This window comes from Streptomyces sp. DT2A-34, assembly GCF_030499515.1.
Classification (GTDB): Bacteria; Actinomycetota; Actinomycetes; order Streptomycetales; family Streptomycetaceae; genus Streptomyces.
Genome location: NZ_JASTWJ010000001.1, coordinates 9926506 through 9943922 on the forward strand (window position 1 = coordinate 9926506; position 17417 = coordinate 9943922).

The 17417-nt window shown below is 71.2% G+C and carries 13 protein-coding genes and 1 pseudogene; 8 read left to right on the plus strand and 6 right to left on the minus strand.

The genetic code is table 11. The annotated features are described in order from the left end of the window. Window positions 1-3: 3 nt before the first annotated feature. The 3 genes from QQM39_RS44310 to QQM39_RS44320 form a co-directional block, all read right to left on the minus strand. Complete coding sequence (locus QQM39_RS44310) at window positions 4-411, minus strand: hypothetical protein (protein ID WP_302003217.1); 408 nt, start codon at window positions 409-411, stop codon at window positions 4-6. Between the two features lie 138 nt (window positions 412-549). Continuing rightward, on the minus strand, window positions 550-2397 hold the full coding sequence (locus QQM39_RS44315; RefSeq protein ID WP_302003218.1) for a sulfatase: 1848 nt from the start codon (window positions 2395-2397) through the stop codon (window positions 550-552). Window positions 2398-2492: 95 nt separating this feature from the next. Continuing rightward, complete coding sequence (locus QQM39_RS44320; protein ID WP_302003219.1) at window positions 2493-4154, minus strand: acyl-CoA synthetase; 1662 nt, start codon at window positions 4152-4154, stop codon at window positions 2493-2495. A gap of 166 nt (window positions 4155-4320) precedes the next feature. Here QQM39_RS44320 and QQM39_RS44325 point away from each other — a divergent pair, with 166 nt between their 5' ends. The 6 genes from QQM39_RS44325 to QQM39_RS44350 all read left to right on the plus strand — a co-directional run bounded on the left by QQM39_RS44325 (window position 4321) and on the right by QQM39_RS44350 (window position 9876). Further along, window positions 4321-5121, plus strand: coding sequence for a crotonase/enoyl-CoA hydratase family protein (locus QQM39_RS44325; protein ID WP_302003220.1), 801 nt, complete (start codon window positions 4321-4323; stop codon window positions 5119-5121). Window positions 5122-5265: 144 nt separating this feature from the next. After that, complete coding sequence (locus QQM39_RS44330; protein ID WP_302003221.1) at window positions 5266-6240, plus strand: Zn-ribbon domain-containing OB-fold protein; 975 nt, start codon at window positions 5266-5268, stop codon at window positions 6238-6240. Next, entirely contained in the window at window positions 6241-7305 is a 1065-nt protein-coding gene (locus QQM39_RS44335; protein ID WP_302003222.1) for a thiolase domain-containing protein, read from the plus strand. Beyond that, complete coding sequence (locus QQM39_RS44340) at window positions 7302-8468, plus strand: thiolase domain-containing protein (protein ID WP_302003223.1); 1167 nt, start codon at window positions 7302-7304, stop codon at window positions 8466-8468. The genes QQM39_RS44335 and QQM39_RS44340 overlap by 4 nt, the downstream gene beginning before the upstream one ends. Window positions 8469-8589: 121 nt before the next feature. Then, window positions 8590-8835, plus strand: coding sequence for a DUF397 domain-containing protein (locus QQM39_RS44345; protein WP_031480132.1), 246 nt, complete (start codon window positions 8590-8592; stop codon window positions 8833-8835). A 135-nt stretch (window positions 8836-8970) separates the two neighbouring features. Next, window positions 8971-9876, plus strand: a complete 906-nt coding sequence (locus QQM39_RS44350) for a universal stress protein (RefSeq protein WP_302003224.1) — start codon at window positions 8971-8973, stop codon at window positions 9874-9876. Window positions 9877-9904: 28 nt separating this feature from the next. Here the strand turns inward: QQM39_RS44350 and QQM39_RS44355 are convergent, their stop codons facing one another. Further along, a complete protein-coding gene (locus tag QQM39_RS44355; protein WP_302003225.1) occupies window positions 9905-10828 on the minus strand; it encodes a phosphotransferase in 924 nt (307 codons plus the stop codon). A 161-nt stretch (window positions 10829-10989) separates the two neighbouring features. On the opposite strand from QQM39_RS44355, the gene QQM39_RS44360 reads away from it, so the two are divergent. Both QQM39_RS44360 and QQM39_RS44365 read left to right on the plus strand, forming a co-directional pair. Beyond that, window positions 10990-11487, plus strand: coding sequence for a hypothetical protein (locus QQM39_RS44360; protein ID WP_234767165.1), 498 nt, complete (start codon window positions 10990-10992; stop codon window positions 11485-11487). 229 nt (window positions 11488-11716) lie between these two features. After that, window positions 11717-13951: a glycoside hydrolase family 95 protein gene (locus QQM39_RS44365; protein WP_302003227.1), complete on the plus strand. Its 2235-nt coding sequence runs from the start codon at window positions 11717-11719 to the stop codon at window positions 13949-13951. 6 nt (window positions 13952-13957) lie between these two features. On the opposite strand, the gene QQM39_RS44370 is transcribed toward QQM39_RS44365, so the two are convergent. Both QQM39_RS44370 and QQM39_RS44375 read right to left on the minus strand, forming a co-directional pair. Further along, window positions 13958-15853, minus strand: coding sequence for an N-acetylmuramoyl-L-alanine amidase (locus tag QQM39_RS44370; protein ID WP_302003228.1), 1896 nt, complete (start codon window positions 15851-15853; stop codon window positions 13958-13960). Between the two features lie 253 nt (window positions 15854-16106). After that, window positions 16107-17251: pseudogene (locus QQM39_RS44375) on the minus strand (aminoglycoside phosphotransferase family protein). Window positions 17252-17417: the final 166 nt, after the last annotated feature.

Here is a 17417-nt window from a genome sequence, read left to right on the forward strand (position 1 = left end):
GCTTCAGCGGCTGACCCGACGCCGGTACACGACGTAACCGACGGTCAGACCCACCGCACCGACGGCCAGGCCGGCTCCCAGCGCCACCTCGAAGTCCGCCGGCCCCGTGCTTCCGCCCAGGCCGCCCCTGACGCCCTGGGTGGGGAGGGGGGAGCGTGTGGGGAGCGGTGTGGGGACGGCAGCGTGGCGGCGCGGCAGGACCTCACAGGCGATGCCGTCGTGTCTGCCCCGGTCCTCGTCCAGGCGATCGTGGTCACCGGGGTCGCGGTTGAACTCCGCCTGCGCGTCTTCCTGGAAGGCGAAGTCGTTGCAGTCCATGTCGCTGTTGGCGTGGGCGATGTGGGCCGCCGGGCCGGCGGTGACCAGGACGGTGATGGCGGCTGTGCATATGGCGTGGACGCGTCTCTTCACGGGCGCTCCCTTTCGGTCCTGCGGTCTCGACGACCGTCATTGCGACCGTAGGGACGCCATCCGCTCACCGGCGCGTCCTGCTACGCCATACGACTGCTCCGCACCTCGGCGGTGCCCGAACGGCCCAACCCCGCGTGCTCAGTCCCTCTGCGGCCCGTACGCCGTCAGGAAACGGTCGCGGAACTTGTCCATGCCCCAGGTCGGCGCGTTCTCGGCGGGCTTGAGGCCGTCGGTCCAGTGCCAGTCGGCGATCCGGTCCAGGACCTTCTGGTCGCGGGCGACGATGGTGACGGGGACGTCCTTGCTCGTGTTGCCGGCGGTGACGGTCGGGACGGGCTGGTGGTCGCCGAGGAAGACGAGGACCGTGTCGTCGGTGCCGTAGCGCTCGACCCATTCGGTGAGGCTGTGCAGCGAGTACTCGATGGCGCGGCGGTACTCGGTGCGCACCCGCTCGGGGTCCTTCCAGACCTCCTTGGGGTCCGTGCCCTCCTTCTTGATCTGGTGGAAGACCGAGCCGTCGCCGAGGTCGTCCCAGTCGACCATGCGGGCGATGGGGGACCAGGGGTTGTGGCTGGAGGCCAGGATGATCTCCGCCGTGATCGGCTCGCGGTCCTTCTTGCCGTGCTCCAGACGCTGGAAGGCCTCCAGGCTGAACTGGTCGGGCACGGGCGTCCAGCTGAAGTACGGGCCGTGGTAGCCCAGGTGCTCGGAGTCGTAGATGTGGTCGAGGGCGAAGTACTTGCCCTCCGGCCAGGCCCGCCGCACCCCGGGCACGACGCCGACCGTGCGCCACGCGCCGGTCTTGCGGAAGTAGCTGTTCAGCGTGGCGCGGTCACTCGTGGTCAGACTCCGGTACCGCTGCTGGTTCTTGATCCAGAGACCGGACAGGAACGTGGAGTGGGCGAGCCAGCTGCCCGCTCCCGTCACCGGGGACTTCAGCCAGGCGCTGCGCGACTGGAACCCGGCCGCCTTGAGCGAGCTCGTCCCCTCCTTGAGCACCGCGTCGATCTGCGGCGCCATCGCCGGGTCGTCGATCGCGACCCGGCCGTAGCTCTCGATGAACGTGAACAGCACGTCCTTGCCGCGCAGCCCCGTCAGCAACTGGTCCGGCGGCGTCTTCGCGAAGGCGTCCACCGCCGCCTGCTTCTCGAAGACCCGTCCGTCCGCGAGGCCCGCGCGCACCTGCTCGATGCGGTTGTTGACGAGGTCGGCGTTGCCCTTGGTCGCGAGCGGAACGCTGGTGATCTGGATGTTCAGCGTCACGCAGGTGATCCACGCGGTGCCGAGGATCAGTGTCGTGCGGGCGGCGACGGCGCGATGGCGGACCATCAGGTTCGTCACCCGCACCATCGCGAGCGTCATGAGGACGAGCACCGCGACGACCAGGACGCACATCCCGACCACCGCTAGCACCTGACCGGTACGCCCGAACGACTCCCGCACGAACTCCGCCGCGTCGTCGAGCAGGATCCAGTCCAGGACCAGGTCGAAGGGGCGCGCCAGGACCTGGTAGAAGCCCATGTCCACGAACTTCAGGACGGTGAGCAGACCGAGGAGCGCGCCCGAGGCCACCGCCATCAGCCGCCGTGACCGCGTCGGCAGCGCCAGCAACAGGCCGGCGAGCAGGATGCCCTCGGCCGGGAGGCGGAAGAACGCCTCGGGGTTGAGCCGTTCGAGGCGGTTCGGCACGAGGAGGGCGAAGAGCAGCAGCACGCCGGCCAGGACCGTCGTTCCCACGGTGACGCCGCGTGCGGTACGGGGGTAGCGGCGACGCCAGCCGAACCAGCCGGGGGAGGGGGAGTCGGGCGGCTCCGCGGAGGGGCGGGCCGTCGTTTCGTCGGCCGTCTCGGCCGCGTCACGTGCGTCAGATGCGTCGGCAGCCTCGACTTCCTCGACTTCCTCGACTTCCTCGACTTCCTCGACTTCCTCTGTCGTCCCCGCTTCTTCCGTCTCCCGCGTTACTGCGTCTGTTGCCTCCTGCGACACCCGGAGGTCCTCCCGTGCGGTCTTGCGATGGCATGGCAAACAGCGCCCGAAGATCGGGCCTGCCCCCACGAGTACGTCCGCACGTCACCTTAGGTTCAATCGGACCTGCCCGGAATCCACCCGTCCGCCGCTGCCACCGCCGCCACCGCCGTCTCCCGCGCCCACCGGTAGTCCGCCTTGCCGCTGGGCGAGCGCCGGATCGAGTCCGTGATCACCAGCTGGCGGGGGATCTTGTACCCCGCGAGGTGGGAGCGGCAGTGGGTCTGGATGTCCGTCAGCGACGGCCGTACCGCACCCGCGCGCAACTGCACCACGGCCGCCACATGATGGCCCCACTTCGGGTCCGGCACCCCGGCCACCAGCACGTCGTACACGTCGGGATGGGACTTGAGCGCCTGCTCGACCTCCTCGGGGTACACCTTCTCGCCCCCGGTGTTGATGCACTGCGAGCCGCGGCCCAGCACGGTGACGACGCCCTCCTCGTCGACCGTGGCCATGTCGCCGAGCAGCACCCACCGCTCGCCGTCCTGCTCGAAGAAGGTCTCGGCGGTTTTCCCCGGGTCGTTGTAGTAGCCGAGCGGCACGTGACCGCACTGCGCGATCCGGCCCACCTCGCCCGCGGCGACCGGCTCGTGCGTGGCCGGATCGACCACCCGCGTACGGGAGTTGACGCGGATACGGAAGCCCCGGTCGGGCCCGGAGTCCTCGGTGGCGGTGCCGTTGAAGCCGGACTCCGAGGAGCCGAAGTTGTTCAGCAGCATCACGTTCGGGACCAGTGCCTGGAACTGCCGGCGCACCGTGTCGGACATGATGGCCCCGGACGACGACACGCTGAACATCGACGAGCAGTCCGTGCCCTTCATCGGCCCGCTGAGCGCGTCGACCAGCGGCCGCAGCATCGCGTCGCCGACCAGCGACACGCTGGTGACCTTCTCCTTCTCGATCGTGCGCAGAACCTCCTCGGGCACGAACTTGCGGTGGATCACAACGCGTTGGCCGAAGTTGAAGCCGATGAACGCGGTCAGCGTGGATGTGCCATGCATCAGCGGAGCGGTGGGGAAGAAGGTGATCCCGTCGCCGCCCGCCGCCACCCGCTCGGCGAGCTCCTCCGGCTTCTTCACCGGCTCACCGGTCGGCGCGCCGCCGCCCAGCCCCGAGAAGAACAGATCCTCCTGGCGCCACATCACACCCTTGGGCATCCCGGTGGTGCCGCCGGTGTAGATGATGAACTGGTCGTCCCCCGACCGCGCCGGGAACCCCCGCTCGGGCGACCCGGCGGCCTCGGCGTCCGCGAACGCCACGGCAGGCACGACCGGCGCGGCGGCCGCACCCGGCGCCACCTCGCCGACCCGCACCAGATGCCGTAGCCCTTCCACTCGCGGCAGCGCCGCCGCCACCCGGTCCGTGAACTCCGCCTCGAAGACCAGGGCCACCAGATCGGCGTCCCGGTAGAGGTACACCAACTCCTCTTCCACGTAGCGGTAGTTGACGTTGACCGGGACGATCCTGGCCTTCAGGCAGCCCAGTACCGTCTGCAGGTACTCGATGCCGTTGTAGAGGTGGAGCCCGAGGTGCTCGCCGGGACGTATCCCGCTGTCGATCAGATGGTGCGCGATCCGGTTGGCGGCCGCGTCCAGCTGCGCATACGTCAGGCGGCGCTCCGCGCCGGTGCCCGGGTGGTCGATGTGCACGAGCGCCTCGCGGCCCGGAACCGCGTCGACGACCGACTCGAACAGGTCGGCAAGGTTGTACTCCACCGCTCCTCCTGACCTCGCTCTCCACCGGCTGCCGGTCATCAGAGCAAAGGGCGGCACAACTGGGAAGGGTCCGCGCACAAGAAATCTGACTGCCTGTCAGAAAACCCTTGAAGTGCCCCGGCGCCTCCTGCAACCTGTTCTCGTTCTTTCAGAGGGGAGATGGGCGATGGGTGGGACGGAACACCTCACCGTGCGGCGCGAAGGCGCCACACTGGTGCTCACGCTCAACAGGCCGGAGGCCAAGAACGCACTCTCACTGGCGATGCTCGTCGGCCTGTACGACGGCTGGCTCGAGGCCGACGCCGACGACTCGGTCCGCTCGATCGTGTTCACCGGCGCGGGCGGCTCGTTCTGCGCGGGCATGGACCTCAAGGCCCTGGCCGGCAAGGGCATGGAGGGAGAGCAGTACCGGGACCGGCTGAAGGCCGACCCCGACCTGCACTGGAAGGCGATGCTGCGCCACCACCGCCCCCGCAAGCCGGTGATCGCCGCCGTCGAGGGGTACTGCGTCGCCGGCGGCACGGAGATGCTCCAGGGCACCGACATCCGCGTCGCGGGCGAGTCGGCGACCTTCGGACTGTTCGAGGTCAAGCGCGGCCTGTTCCCCATCGGCGGTTCCACGGTCCGGCTGCCACGCCAGATCCCACGCACCCACGCCCTGGAGATGCTGCTCACCGGTCGCCCGTACAGCGCCCGCGAGGCCGCCGACATCGGCCTGGTCGGGCACGTCGTCCCGGACGGCACGGCACTGACCAGGGCCTTGGAGATCGCCGAACGGATCAACGCCTGCGGTCCCCTGGCCGTCGAGGCCGTCAAGGCGTCCGTCTACGAGACCGCCGAACTGACCGAGACCGACGGCCTCGCCGCCGAACTCGCGCGCGGCTGGCCGATCTTCGACACCGCAGACGCAAAGGAGGGGGCCCGCGCCTTCGCGGAGAAGCGACCGCCCGTCTACAAGCGCGCGTAGCGCTGCGCCGGCTTGGGCCGGTTCAGAGCCGCGGGCCGTCCGTGGCTGGTCGCGCCCACGCGGCGGAGCCGCATATGTCACAGCCCCGCGCCCCTTACAGGGCGCGCCCCGGCACCCCCGACCTCCCAAGGAGGCACGCCCCCGATGCCCGAAGTCCTCAAAGCTCCCCTCGTCGTAGAGTTTCCCTTCACCCGCTCCCTCGGCCCCGTCCAGAGCGCCTTCCTCACCGGCCTGCGCGAACGCGTCGTGCTCGGGGTGCGCACCAGTGACGGCCGCACCCTCGTCCCACCCGTCGAGTACGACCCCGTCACCGCCGAGGAGATCCGCGACCTGGTCGAGGTCGCCCCCACCGGCACGGTCACCACCTGGGCCTGGAACCACGCCCCACGCCGCGACCAGCCCCTCGGCACCCCCTTCGCCTGGGCCCTGGTCCGCCTCGACGGCGCCGACACCGCCCTCCTGCACGCCCTCGACGCCCCCGGCCCCGACGCCGTGCACACCGGCATGCGCGTCCGCGTCCGCTGGGCCGAGGAACGCACCGGCGCCATCACGGACATCGCCTGCTTCGAGCCGTACGACGACAAGGGCGGCCGCGACGACCACGGCGGCGACGACAGCCTGGCCGAACCGACGGGCCGCACGGGCGAGTTCGAGGACCCGATCACCGGCATCGTCGCCTCCGCCCGGCTCGACTACACCTACTCACCCGGCCGCGCCCAGACCGCCTACATCAATGCCTTGGCCGACCGTCGGAACGTCGGCGAACGCTGCCCCTCCTGCCGCAAGGTGTACGTCCCCCCGAGGGGTGCGTGCCCCACATGTGGGGTCGCCACATCAGAACAGGTCGAGGTAGGTCCCCGCGGCACAGTCACCACCTTCTGCATCGTCAACATCAAGGCGAAGAACCTCGACATCGAAGTGCCGTACGTCTACGCCCACATCGCCCTCGACGGCGCCGACCTCGCCCTGCACGGCCGTATCGGCGGCATCCCGTACGACCAGGTGCGCATGGGCCTGCGCGTCGAACCGGTGTGGGCGGAGGGTGCCCGCTACCCCGACCACTACCGGCCGACCGGCGAGCCCGACGCGGACTACGACACGTACAAGGAGCTGGTGTAGATGACCAGGCACCTGCCGGTCAGGGACATCGCCGTCGTCGCCTTCGCGCAGACCGACCACCGGCGCACCAGCGAGGAGCTCTCCGAGGTGGAGATGCTCATGCCGGTCCTGCACGAGGTGCTCGCACAGACCGGTCTCAAGACCGCCGACATCGGCTTCACCTGCTCCGGTTCCAGCGACTACCTCGCCGGCCGCGCCTTCTCCTTCACCCTCGCCCTCGACGGCGTCGGCGCCTGGCCGCCGATCTCCGAGTCGCATGTCGAGATGGACGGCGCGTGGGCGCTGTACGAGGCATGGACCAAGCTGCTGACAGGGGACGCCGACACTGCGCTCGTCTACTCCTACGGCAAGTCCTCACCCGGCCCCTTGCGCGACGTCCTGACCCGGCAGCTCGACCCCTACTACGTCGCCCCCCTCTGGCCCGACTCCGTCGCCCTGGCCGCCCTCCAGGCCCAGGCCCTCATCGACGCCGGCGCCACCGACGAACCGGCGCTCGCCGCCGTCGCCGCCCGCAGCCGCACCGACGCCACCGCCAACTCCCATGCTCAGCTTCGCGGTTCGGTGCCGCAGGGGGAGTACGTCGTACGACCGCTGCGTACCGGCGACTGCCCGCCCATCGGCGACGGCGCCGCCGCCGTGATCCTCGCGGCGGGGGAGCGGGCCCGTGAGCTGTGCGCACGGCCCGCCTGGATCCGCGGCGTCGACCACCGCATCGAGGCGCACGGCCTGGGCGTGCGCGACCTGACCGACTCGCCCTCGACCCGCCTCGCCGCCGAGAAGGCCGGCGCCTTCGAACGGCCCGTCGACACCGCCGAGTTGCACGCGCCCTTCACCTCCCAGGAGGTCGTCCTGCGCAAGGCGCTGAAGCTCGACGACAGCGTGCGCGTGAACCCGTCCGGCGGAGCGCTCGCCGCCAACCCCGTCATGGCCGCCGGGCTCATCCGCATCGGAGAGGCCGCCGCCCGCATCCACCGGGGCGAGTCCGACCGGGCGCTCGCGCACGCCACGTCCGGACCGTGTCTGCAACAGAACCTGGTCGCCGTACTCGAAGGGGATCCGCGATGAGCAAGGAGCCCGTGGCCGTCGTAGGCGTCGGTCAGACCAAGCACGTCGCGGCGCGCCGGGACGTGTCCATCGCCGGGCTCGTCCGGGAGGCCGCCCAACGCGCCCTCAGGGACGCCGAGTTGAGCTGGGCCGACATCGACGCCGTCGTCATCGGCAAGGCGCCCGACTTCTTCGAGGGCGTGATGATGCCCGAGCTGTACCTCGCCGACGCGCTCGGTGCGGTGGGCAAGCCCATGCTCCGGGTGCACACGGCCGGTTCCGTCGGCGGATCCACCGCCCTCGTCGCCGCCAACCTGGTCGCGGCCCGTGTGCACGGCACCGTGCTGACGCTCGCCTTCGAGAAGCAGTCCGAGTCGAACGCCATGTGGGGCCTGTCCCTGCCGATTCCCTTCCAGCAGCCCCTGCTGGCCGGGGCGGGCGGGTTCTTCGCGCCGCACGTGCGCGCGTACATGCGGCGCAGCGGCGCGCCCGACACCGTCGGCTCGCTGGTGGCGTACAAGGACCGCCGCAACGCGCTGAAGAACCCGTACGCGCACCTCCACGAGCACGACATCACCCTGGAGAAGGTGCAGGCCTCGCCCATGCTCTGGGACCCGATCCGCTACTCGGAGACCTGCCCCTCCTCCGACGGCGCCTGCGCCATGATCCTCACCGACCGCGCCGGAGCCGCCCGCGCGCCACGCCCGCCCGCCTGGATGCTCGGCGGCGCGATGCGCAGCGAGCCCACCATGTTCGCGGGCAAGGACTGCGTCTCCCCTCAGGCGGGCAAGGACTGCGCGGCCGACGTGTACCGGCAGGCGGGGATCGCCGATCCGCGCCGGGACATCGACGCGGTCGAGATGTACGTGCCGTTCTCCTGGTACGAGCCCATGTGGCTGGAGAACCTCGGCTTCGCCGCCGAGGGCGAGGGCTGGAAACTCACCGAGTCCCGGGTGACCGAGCTCGACGGGGACCTGCCCGTCAACATGTCGGGCGGCGTCCTGTCCACCAACCCCATCGGGGCCTCCGGCATGATCCGCTTCGCGGAAGCGGCGCTCCAGGTGCGCGGACAGGCCGGGGACCACCAGGTCGACAGGGCCCGCAAGGTGCTCGGGCACGCCTACGGCGGCGGGTCCCAGTTCTTCTCCATGTGGCTCGTGGGCTCCGAGCCCCCGGACGCCTGAGCGGACTCCCCGGACGGCCGTGGAGACGACTTGGCAAAGGTCCCCCTCGCGTGGCCTGTCGACACTCGTAACCGATCGCTAGGCTGACCCGCGGACGACGCGAATCGGGAGGAGCACGGACGTGGCCGAGAGCACCACCATCCAGCAGCCGCCGCTCACGGGCTGGGACAAGCCGGAGCTCGACCTCAGCAACGCCGACTGGCACTCGAGCAGCCGTGGCCTGGGGGATGTCCAGATCGCCTTTGTCGAGGGGTTCATCGCGATGCGCAACAGCGGCCGCCCGGAGAGCCCTTCCCTGATCTTCACACCCGCCGAGTGGGGTGCCTTCGTGTCGGGCGCGAGGGAGGGCGAGTTCGACCTGACCTGACCGCGGTCTTCGGGCCGATCCGGGTCTGTTCCGCCCGTTTTTCCGGACACGCGACCTTGAGAACCCCCCTGGGGCCGAGGCCTGAGCCAGGCTGGCCCCGGGAGGGGGAAGGTCGTATCCGGAGGTGAGGAACCCATGAGCACCCTGCCGGTCATCGCGGCGGTCGACGGCTCGGACGACAGCCTGGTCGCGCTGGACTGGGCCTTCGAGGCAGCCCTGGTGCGCGAGGCGCCGCTGCGGATGGTCCACGTGCAGCAGTACGCCGCCTGGGCCAAGCCCGACATGCTGCCCGCCGGGCCACCGCGACCGGAGGACGATCCGGTGCTCGACCGCGTACGCCGGTATCTGGCGGGGCGCGTCGAGCGGCTGGAGACGGAGTACCTCGCCCTGGAGGGTGCCCCCGCCGTGGCCCTGCCCGAACTGGGCTCCGCCGCCCAGCTGTTGGTACTCGGTTCCCGAGGGCGCGGGGGCTTCGCCGGCCTGCTGCTCGGCTCCAACGGCATGGCGGCCGCACGCGACGCCGAGTGCCCGGTCGTCGTGGTGCCCAAGCCGGGACGCCAGGTCCATGACGGCATGCCGATCGAACCGGGACCGCGGGTCGTCGTCGGCCTGCAGGTCGACAGCCCCGACGAGGCCACGCTGTCCTTCGCCTTCGCCGAGGCCGCCCTGCGCGGCGCCCGACTCCAGGTCGTCGCCGCCTACGCGTGGCCGGCCCACCTCTGGACGGCGGCCCCCAGCCAGATCGTGCCGCCGCCCGTCGACCAGGACGCCGTCGAGAACGAGACCCGCACCCTCGCGGAAGGCTTCCTCGCCCCGCACCGCGACCGTCACCCCGACGTCCACGCCGAGCCCTACGTCGCCCCGGGTGACGCGGCAGGCCACCTCGTCGCCGCCTCCCGGGACGCCAACCTGGTCGTCGTCGGCCGCCACCGACGCCGCCTGCTGGCCCCCGCCCGCATGATGGGCTCGGTGACCCAGGCGGTCCTGCTGCACGCCGCGAGCCCGGTGGCCGTGGTACCGCCCGCGCCGCCGCAGGAGTGAGGGGGAGTGAGGGGGATGCCGGGGTGCGTCACGCGGTGGCGAACCAGGCCTCGGCCAGGGACGGCAGAGTTCCGTCGGCCGGTGCGCCCAACTCCCGTAGGTACCAAGGGAGATTGCTGTACACGTGCAGCAGGGTGTACGCGAGCAGCTCGGCCGGGGCGAAGGCGGTGCCGTACGACTCGGTGAGGCGGGCCAGGAGGCGCGGATCGCCGCGGGTGACGAACAGGCCCACACCGACGAAGTCGTAAGCGCGGTCGCCGATCATGGCCGGCTCGAAGTCGAAGAGCCCGGTCAGGCGCCAACCGTCGGGATCGACGAGCAAGTGCTGCCGCATGACCTCGGTGTGCAGCAGGGAGCGGTGCGGGGTACGCGGCAGCGGGACCGAGGCGAGGAACTCGGGGATCTGCTCCAGCCAGGCGGCCGGCAGACCGCGCTCGCGCTGCCGCTCCACGGCCCCCTCCCGCTGCCGGTCCACGAACGCGCCCCAGTCCCCGGGACCGAGGACGTCCTCGAGTGGCGCGGCATCCAGTGCGTGGAGGACGGCCAGCGCCTCGCCGATCTCGGCGACGAGCCGCTCACGGTCGGCGCGCGGCACGCGGTCCCAGGCGCCGGCCAGGTTCTCGCCGCGCAGCCGGGACATCAGGACGTACCGCCAGCCGTTCTCGTAGGGACCGGCGTCGTGCACGCGCGGCGTCGGGACGGGCAGCTGCCCCTGGACATGGGACAGGGCGCGGCCCTCGGCGATGCCGTCCCGGGCGGCGGCCCCGGGGAACAGCTTGAGGACGTGCTCGTCGCCCACGGCGTACACCGGCTGCGACCCGTCCGGGAACCGCGTCAGCGGGAGGCCGGCCAGACCCAGGCGGGCGCACAGGTCCTCCGCTCCGGCCCGCATCACTTTCTCGTCGGGGACGACGGCGTCCCATTCCTCGTCTGTTTCCACGGGGGGCAGCATGATCGGGACCGTAGGACGCGCCTCTGCCGGCAGGCAACGGAATTACGCGGCCGGCGACGGTTTCGCGGAGCAGCCGGGAAGTCCCGCCCGCGGGCCAGGGAGGAGCGTCCGAACCCATGCCCGCACGTCACGGAGCAGGCCCGGCCACGTACCATGGCGACATGTCGTTCCTCCGCCGCCGCAGCGCCACGCCCGCCGGGCCCGACTTCGACGTACTGGCCATGGACCCGGGCGACTGGCCCGGCAATCTGGGCGCCGGGCTGCTGCCCGCCCCCGACGGCAGCTGCCAGGGCGTCTTCCTGCGCTACGACCTCTTCGGCGGCCGCGGCCCCGCGATGATCATCGGCAATCTGCCCGAGGGCTCCCCGGCCCGCGAGGTCGACGAGGGCGAGATCCCGTTCGAGGTCGCGCAACTGCTGCTGGCCCTGGAGAACGACGAGGAGGTCACCGTCGTCGGCAGCGAGGACGTGCCCGTGATGCAGGGCGACAACCTCCTGATCGTGCGCCGTCTGAAGCTCTCCGAGAGCCGGATCTCCTGCGTACAGTTCGACCGCAGTGACAACGTCCTGGTCACTATCGCCGCGTGGGACCGCCCCATCACCGACGATCTGTACGCCCTCCTGAAGCCGCTGCCCGCGGAGCTCTTCCAGCAGGGCTGAGTCCTCCCACCTCAAAGCCCCCTCTTCGGGGTACCACACATATCGTCATGACCCTTGTCGCAGAGTCATCGGACCTCTAGCGTCCGGGGTCATGTCGCATGAGCCGCATGAGATCACTCGAAGGACCACGTTAAAGGCTGCGGTCAGCGGGGTCGGCGCACTGGCTCTGGGGGTCGGCACCACCGGAGCTGTCGCCGCTGATTCCTCCGATGTATCGAGGGAGTCGTCCGTGCTCTGGTACGCCACTCCCGCCGCCGACTGGGAGCGCGAGGCCCTGCCCATCGGCAATGGCGCACTCGGCGCCACCGTATTCGGCACCCTCGCCTCCGAACGGCTTCAGTTCAACGAGAAGACCCTCTGGACCGGCGGCCCCGGCTCCACCCAGGGCTACGACCACGGCAACTGGCGCGCACCCCGCCCCGACGCGATCACCGCCGTCCAGGACGACCTCGACGCGCGGACCACCCTCGCCCCCGAGTCGGTGGCCGACCGGCTCGGCCAGCCACGGATCGGCTACGGCGCCCACCAGACGTTCGGCGACCTCCACCTCGACCTGCCCGGTGCGCCGACGACGCCCCCGAAGGACTACCGCCGCGAACTCGACCTCGACAACGCCGTCGCCTCGGTCTCCTACACCCACCAAGGCGTCCGCCACCAAAGGGAGTTCTTCGCCTCCCACCCCGACGGCGCGATCGTGGGCCGGCTCGGCGCCGACCGCCCCGGCAACGTCAGCTTCACCCTGCGCCACACCTCGCCACGCGCCGACTTCACGACGACCGCGGCCGACGGAACCCTGACCGTGCGGGGCGCGCTCGCCGACAACGGACTGCGCTTCGAGGCACAGGTCCGGGTGCACAGCCGGGGCGGCACCGTCACGTCCGACGCCGACGGCACGATCACCGTGACCGGGGCCGACAGCGCATGGTTCGTGCTGGCCGCGGGCACGGACTACGCCGACACCTACCCCGACCACCGTGGCCCGGACCCGCACGCCGCCGTCGCCCGTGCCGTGCAGCAGGCGGGCGACCACTACGAGGCACTGCTCGTCCGGCACACCCGCGACCACCGAGCCCTGTTCCGCCGAGTCGCCCTCGACATCGGCCAGTCACTGTCGGCAGACGTGCCCACCGACGCGCTCCTGGCCGCGTACACCGGCGGCACGAGCGCCGCCGACCGCGCCCTGGAAGCCCTCTACTTCCAGTACGGCCGCTATCTGCTCATCGCCTCCTCACGCCCCGGCTCCCTGCCCGCCAACCTCCAGGGCGTCTGGAACAACAGCACCACACCCCCGTGGTCGGCGGACTACCACACCAACATCAACATGCAGATGAACTACTGGCCCGCCGAGGCCGCGAACCTCGCCGAGACGACGGCGCCGTACGACCGTTTCGTCGAGGCCCTGCGCGCGCCCGGACGCCGTACGGCCAAGGAGATGTTCGGCTCGCGCGGCTGGGTCGTGCACAACGAGACCAACCCGTACGGCTTCACCGGCGTGCACGACTGGGCCACCGCGTTCTGGTTCCCCGAGGCGGCGGCCTGGCTCACCCAACAGATGTACGAGCACTACAGATTCGGCGGCTCCACCGCCTACCTCCGCAGCACCGCGTACCCCGTGATGAAGGAGGCCGCCGAGTTCTGGCTGGACACCCTGTGCACCGACCCCCGCGACGGAACCCTCGTCGTCACTCCCAGCTACTCGCCCGAGCACGGCGACTTCACCGCCGGCGCGGCCATGTCGCAGCAGATCGTCCACGACCTGTTCACCAACACCCTCGAAGCGGCCCGCATCCTGGGCGACACGCCCGACTTCCGCCGCCGTGTCGAAGACGCGCTGAACCGGCTCGATCCCGGTCTGCGCATCGGCTCCTGGGGCCAACTCCAGGAGTGGAAGGAGGACTTGGACGACCCCACCGACACCCACCGGCACGTCTCGCACCTGTTCGCCCTCCACCCCGGACGGCAGATCGGACCCGGCAGCGAGTGGGCCGAGGCCGCCAAGGTCTCCCTGACCGCGCGCGGGGACGGCGGCACCGGCTGGTCCAAGGCGTGGAAGATCAACTTCTGGGCGCGGCTGCGCGACGGCGACCACGCCCACAAGATGCTCGGCGAACAGCTCAAGTCCTCGACGCTGCCCAACCTCTGGGACACCCACCCGCCGTTCCAGATCGACGGCAACTTCGGCGCCACCTCCGGCATCGTGGAGATGCTCCTGCAGAGCCAGTACGACGCCATCGAGGTGCTGCCCGCCCTGCCCTCCTCCTGGCCGACCGGCGCGGTGCACGGCCTGCGAGCGCGCGGCGGCGCCACCCTCGACATCGAGTGGGCGGCCGGCCGGGCGACCCGCATCGCCCTGAAGGCGTCCCGGACCCGTGAACTCACCGTACGCAGCGACCTGTTCAAGAACGGGGAACTGACCTTCAAGGCGGTCGCCGGCCGACGGTACACCTGGAAGAAGGAGGACTGACCCCGGCTAGGAACCCGACGACACCACCCGCACATCCGCCGCCCGCACGAACCCCACCCGGTGGCCGAACTGGATCTCGTAGTAGAGGTCCTTGCCCACCACGACCCGGTGGGGCCCGGCGAAGGTCACGGCGTAGTAGTACTCGCCCGGCACTCTGTCGCCCACCGCGTACCGCTGGCCCGCGGGCAAGGTGTACGGCAGCGGCGACACCGCCTGGGCGGGTACGTCCGCCGGATAGGCGGAGGCCTCGGGGTAGGCGCGCCCGTACACCGGGACGCTCCTGAGGCCGTCCTTGGGCGTCGCCACGAGGCCGGTGGCGTTCACCGCGGTCGGGTTCTGCTTCGGGTTCCTGAACCATGCCTTCTGGCCCAGGTACCAGATCGCCGTCCAGTCGCCGTCCCGGCCGGCGACCGCGTACTGCTGACCGGTCGAAACCCGCGAGGACAGGTCGTTCACCCCGGTGGTCGGGGTCGAGCCCAGGCCGACGTCCTTGATCAGCGGATACGACTCGCCGGGCCCCGAGTACAGCCGCACCGCGCTCGAACCGTGGTCCGCGCAGGGCTGCCCCGCAGAGACGCAGCCGGTGTACCGGGGCCGGTTGGTGGTGTAGTCGGGGCGGATCGTCACCAGGCCGCCGTTCGGGCCCGCGGTGGCCGCGAAGGGGCGGCCGAGCAGTTCGAAGTAGTGCCGCCAGTCCCAGTACGGGCCCGGGTCGGTGTGCATGCCGCTGACCGTCGACGCGGTCGGACCCGGCACGTTGTCGTGGCCGAGGATGTGCTGCCGGTCCAGCGGGATGCCGTACTTCTTCGCCAGGTACGTCACCAGGCGTGCCGAGGACCGGTACATCGCCTCCGTGTACCAGGCGTCCGGCCGCGCCAGGAAACCCTCGTGCTCCAGACCGATCGACTTGGCGTTGACGTACCAGTTGCCCGCGTGCCAGGCGACGTCCTTGGCCTTCACATGCTGGGCGATGTGCCCGTCCGTGGAGCGCAGTGTGTATTGCCACGACACATAGGTCGGGTCCTGCACCATGGTGAGGACTCCCTCCCAGGCGCCCTCCGTGTCGTGGATGACGATGTAGTCGATGCCGGGGGAGGCCGGACGATCGGCCAGGTCGTGGTTGCCGTAGTCGCCGTCCCCGAACTGCTTGTAGGGCGCCGGGATCCACTCGCAGGACACCGTCGTCGGGCATTCCGTCCCCGCGGAATCGAGCGTCCGCAACCCCGCCCGCCGCAGCTGCCCGGTGTCGGGGGAGAGGCGCGGCTGAGCGGCCAGGGCGACCAGCTGGCCCGCGTCCGTGGCGCGCTTCTGGCCGGTGCGCAGCACGTCGTAGACGTCGTCGGCGTACGCCCGCGCCGTCGCCGTGTCCTCGGCGCCGGAGAAGCGGGCCACCGCGCCGTACCAGTCCGCCGGGTCGGAACTCAGCGGTGCACCCAGCTCCTTCTGCGCGGCGGCGAGCAGGGCGGCACCGCCGGCCACATTGGCGGCCGGGTCCGTACGCAGCTGCTGGGCGCTCAGTCCGGTCAGTTCGGCCGCCTTCGGCAACGTCCGGAGGCGGGCCGGGATCTCCGAGGTCTTCGGCGGCTTCGCCTCGGGGAGCAGGGGCGCGCGGGCGCTGTCGCCGCGTGCGTCCTCCGAGCCGTCGCTGTGGTGCGGCGGCCCCTCGGCGAGCGCGGTGCGGGCGTCGGTGAGGTGCATCGGGCCGTAACCGCCGGTCGCACTGGGCGCCCCGGCATGCGCGTCCCAGCGGGACTGCAGATAGGAGACGCCGAGCAGCACGCTCTGCGGCACGTGGTACTCGGCGGCCGCGGAGGCGAAGGCCGACTGCAGACGGCCCTCCGAGTTCCGGGCATCGGACGGGGCCGCGCCCAGCAGCGGGAACAGCAGTGCCGCAGCGGCCATGGCGGTGACGGATCCTCGCAATGCAGCCTCCAGGGACGGTCGGGCGCGATGAGCCGTGCGGGGCCGGGAGTGTGTTTGTGGTACCGGCTGTCCGACGATCCGCCAATCATGCCGACCGGCAGGTGAGTAGCCCTGCAAATCGAGGGTCCCGGGAGTTTCGCGGCGCGGCCTGCGGGAGGAAGACTTCGTGGCCGTACACACGGCAGTCCGCGGTGCGCCGCTGTCCAGCGCGCACCGCGGACTGCCGTCCCCGTCAACGAGTGCCGACCGCCGCGCGCACGGCCCTCCGGGCCAGCTGGCAGTCGTCGTGCAGCCGCCTCAGCAACAGCCGCTGTTCCTCGCCGGACGGCGCAGCACCCGGGTGGGCCATTCCCGGTGCCGCCGGGGTCGGAGCGTCGTGCATCGAACGCTGCACGGCCGTCTCATAGGTACGGATCTCCCGGGTCAGCACGAGCATCAGGTTCACCAGGAACGCGTCCCGTGAAGCCGGGCCCGCCGACTGCGCGATCTGGCTGATCTGCCGTCGGGCCGCCGGTGCGTCCCCGAGCACCGACCACAGCGTCGCCAGGTCGTAACCCGGCAGGTACCAGCCCGCGTGCTCCCAGTCCACCAGCACTGGACCGGCCGGTGAGAGCAGGATGTTCGAGAGCAGTGCGTCGCCGTGGCAGAACTGGCCCATGCCCTGTCGGCCCGCGGTCGCCGCGATGCCGTGCAGCAGCTTCTGCAGATCGCCCATGTCCCGGTCGGTGAGCAGCCCCAGCTCATGGAACCGGGAGATCCGGGTCGCGTAGTCCAGCGGAGCGTCGAACGTGCCCGCCGGTGGCCGCCACGCGTTGAGCCGGCAGATCGCTCCGAGTGCCGCCCTGATGTCCGCACGCGGCGGCGCCTCCAACGGGTGCCGCTGCAGTGCCGCCACCCGGCCCGGCATCCGCTCGATGACGAGTGTGCAGTTGTCCGGATCCGCTGCGATCAGTCTCGGCACGCGCACCGGTGGGCGGTGCCGGACGAACGAGCGGTATGCCGCTATTTCGTGCCGGATCCGCTCGGCCCACGCCGGCGAGTGGTCGAGTAAACACTTGGCGACGGCCGTGCTGCGTCCGGTCGTGCCGACCAGGAGCACGGACCGCCCATTGCGGCGCAGCACCTGCACCGGAGCGAACTCCGGGCAGATCCGGTGCACCGACGCGATCGCCGTGCGCAGCTGGGCGCCCTGGGGGCCGGACAAGTCGAGTCTCCCGCTGAGCGGTTGGGTGCCGAGCCCCGCGGGGCGCCGCGGTCGGCCCGCACCGAGTACGGGGGGACCGCCGGCCGCGCGGGGTCGAGGTAGGGGCCGCCGCCCGCCGGGCGGGGGCGCAGCGACCTGGGCGGGGCGGACACGGAGGACGATGCTGCGTACATGGGAGAAACAGATCCCTTCGTGTGCCTGCGAAGTCAAAGCGCCGCCCGAGCCGGCCGCCCGGGTACACCCTGGGGAATGCACCAGCCGTAGCTGGAGGGCGACCGGGTCGGGGTGGCGCGTTCCTACCTGACACCCGATGCCCAGTGGCACACCATCTGGCGCACC

Coding starts and splice junctions, on each gene's coding strand:
- QQM39_RS44325 (WP_302003220.1), top strand. CDS start 4,321: ATGGGTGGGACGGAACACCTCACCGTGCGGCGCGAAGGCGCCACACTG.
- QQM39_RS44330 (WP_302003221.1), top strand. CDS start 5,266: ATGCCCGAAGTCCTCAAAGCTCCCCTCGTCGTAGAGTTTCCCTTCACC.
- QQM39_RS44335 (WP_302003222.1), top strand. CDS start 6,241: ATGACCAGGCACCTGCCGGTCAGGGACATCGCCGTCGTCGCCTTCGCG.
- QQM39_RS44340 (WP_302003223.1), top strand. CDS start 7,302: ATGAGCAAGGAGCCCGTGGCCGTCGTAGGCGTCGGTCAGACCAAGCAC.
- QQM39_RS44350 (WP_302003224.1), top strand. CDS start 8,971: ATGAGCACCCTGCCGGTCATCGCGGCGGTCGACGGCTCGGACGACAGC.
- QQM39_RS44355 (WP_302003225.1), bottom strand. CDS start 10,828: ATGCTGCCCCCCGTGGAAACAGACGAGGAATGGGACGCCGTCGTCCCC.
- QQM39_RS44360 (WP_234767165.1), top strand. CDS start 10,990: ATGTCGTTCCTCCGCCGCCGCAGCGCCACGCCCGCCGGGCCCGACTTC.
- QQM39_RS44370 (WP_302003228.1), bottom strand. CDS start 15,853: ATGGCCGCTGCGGCACTGCTGTTCCCGCTGCTGGGCGCGGCCCCGTCC.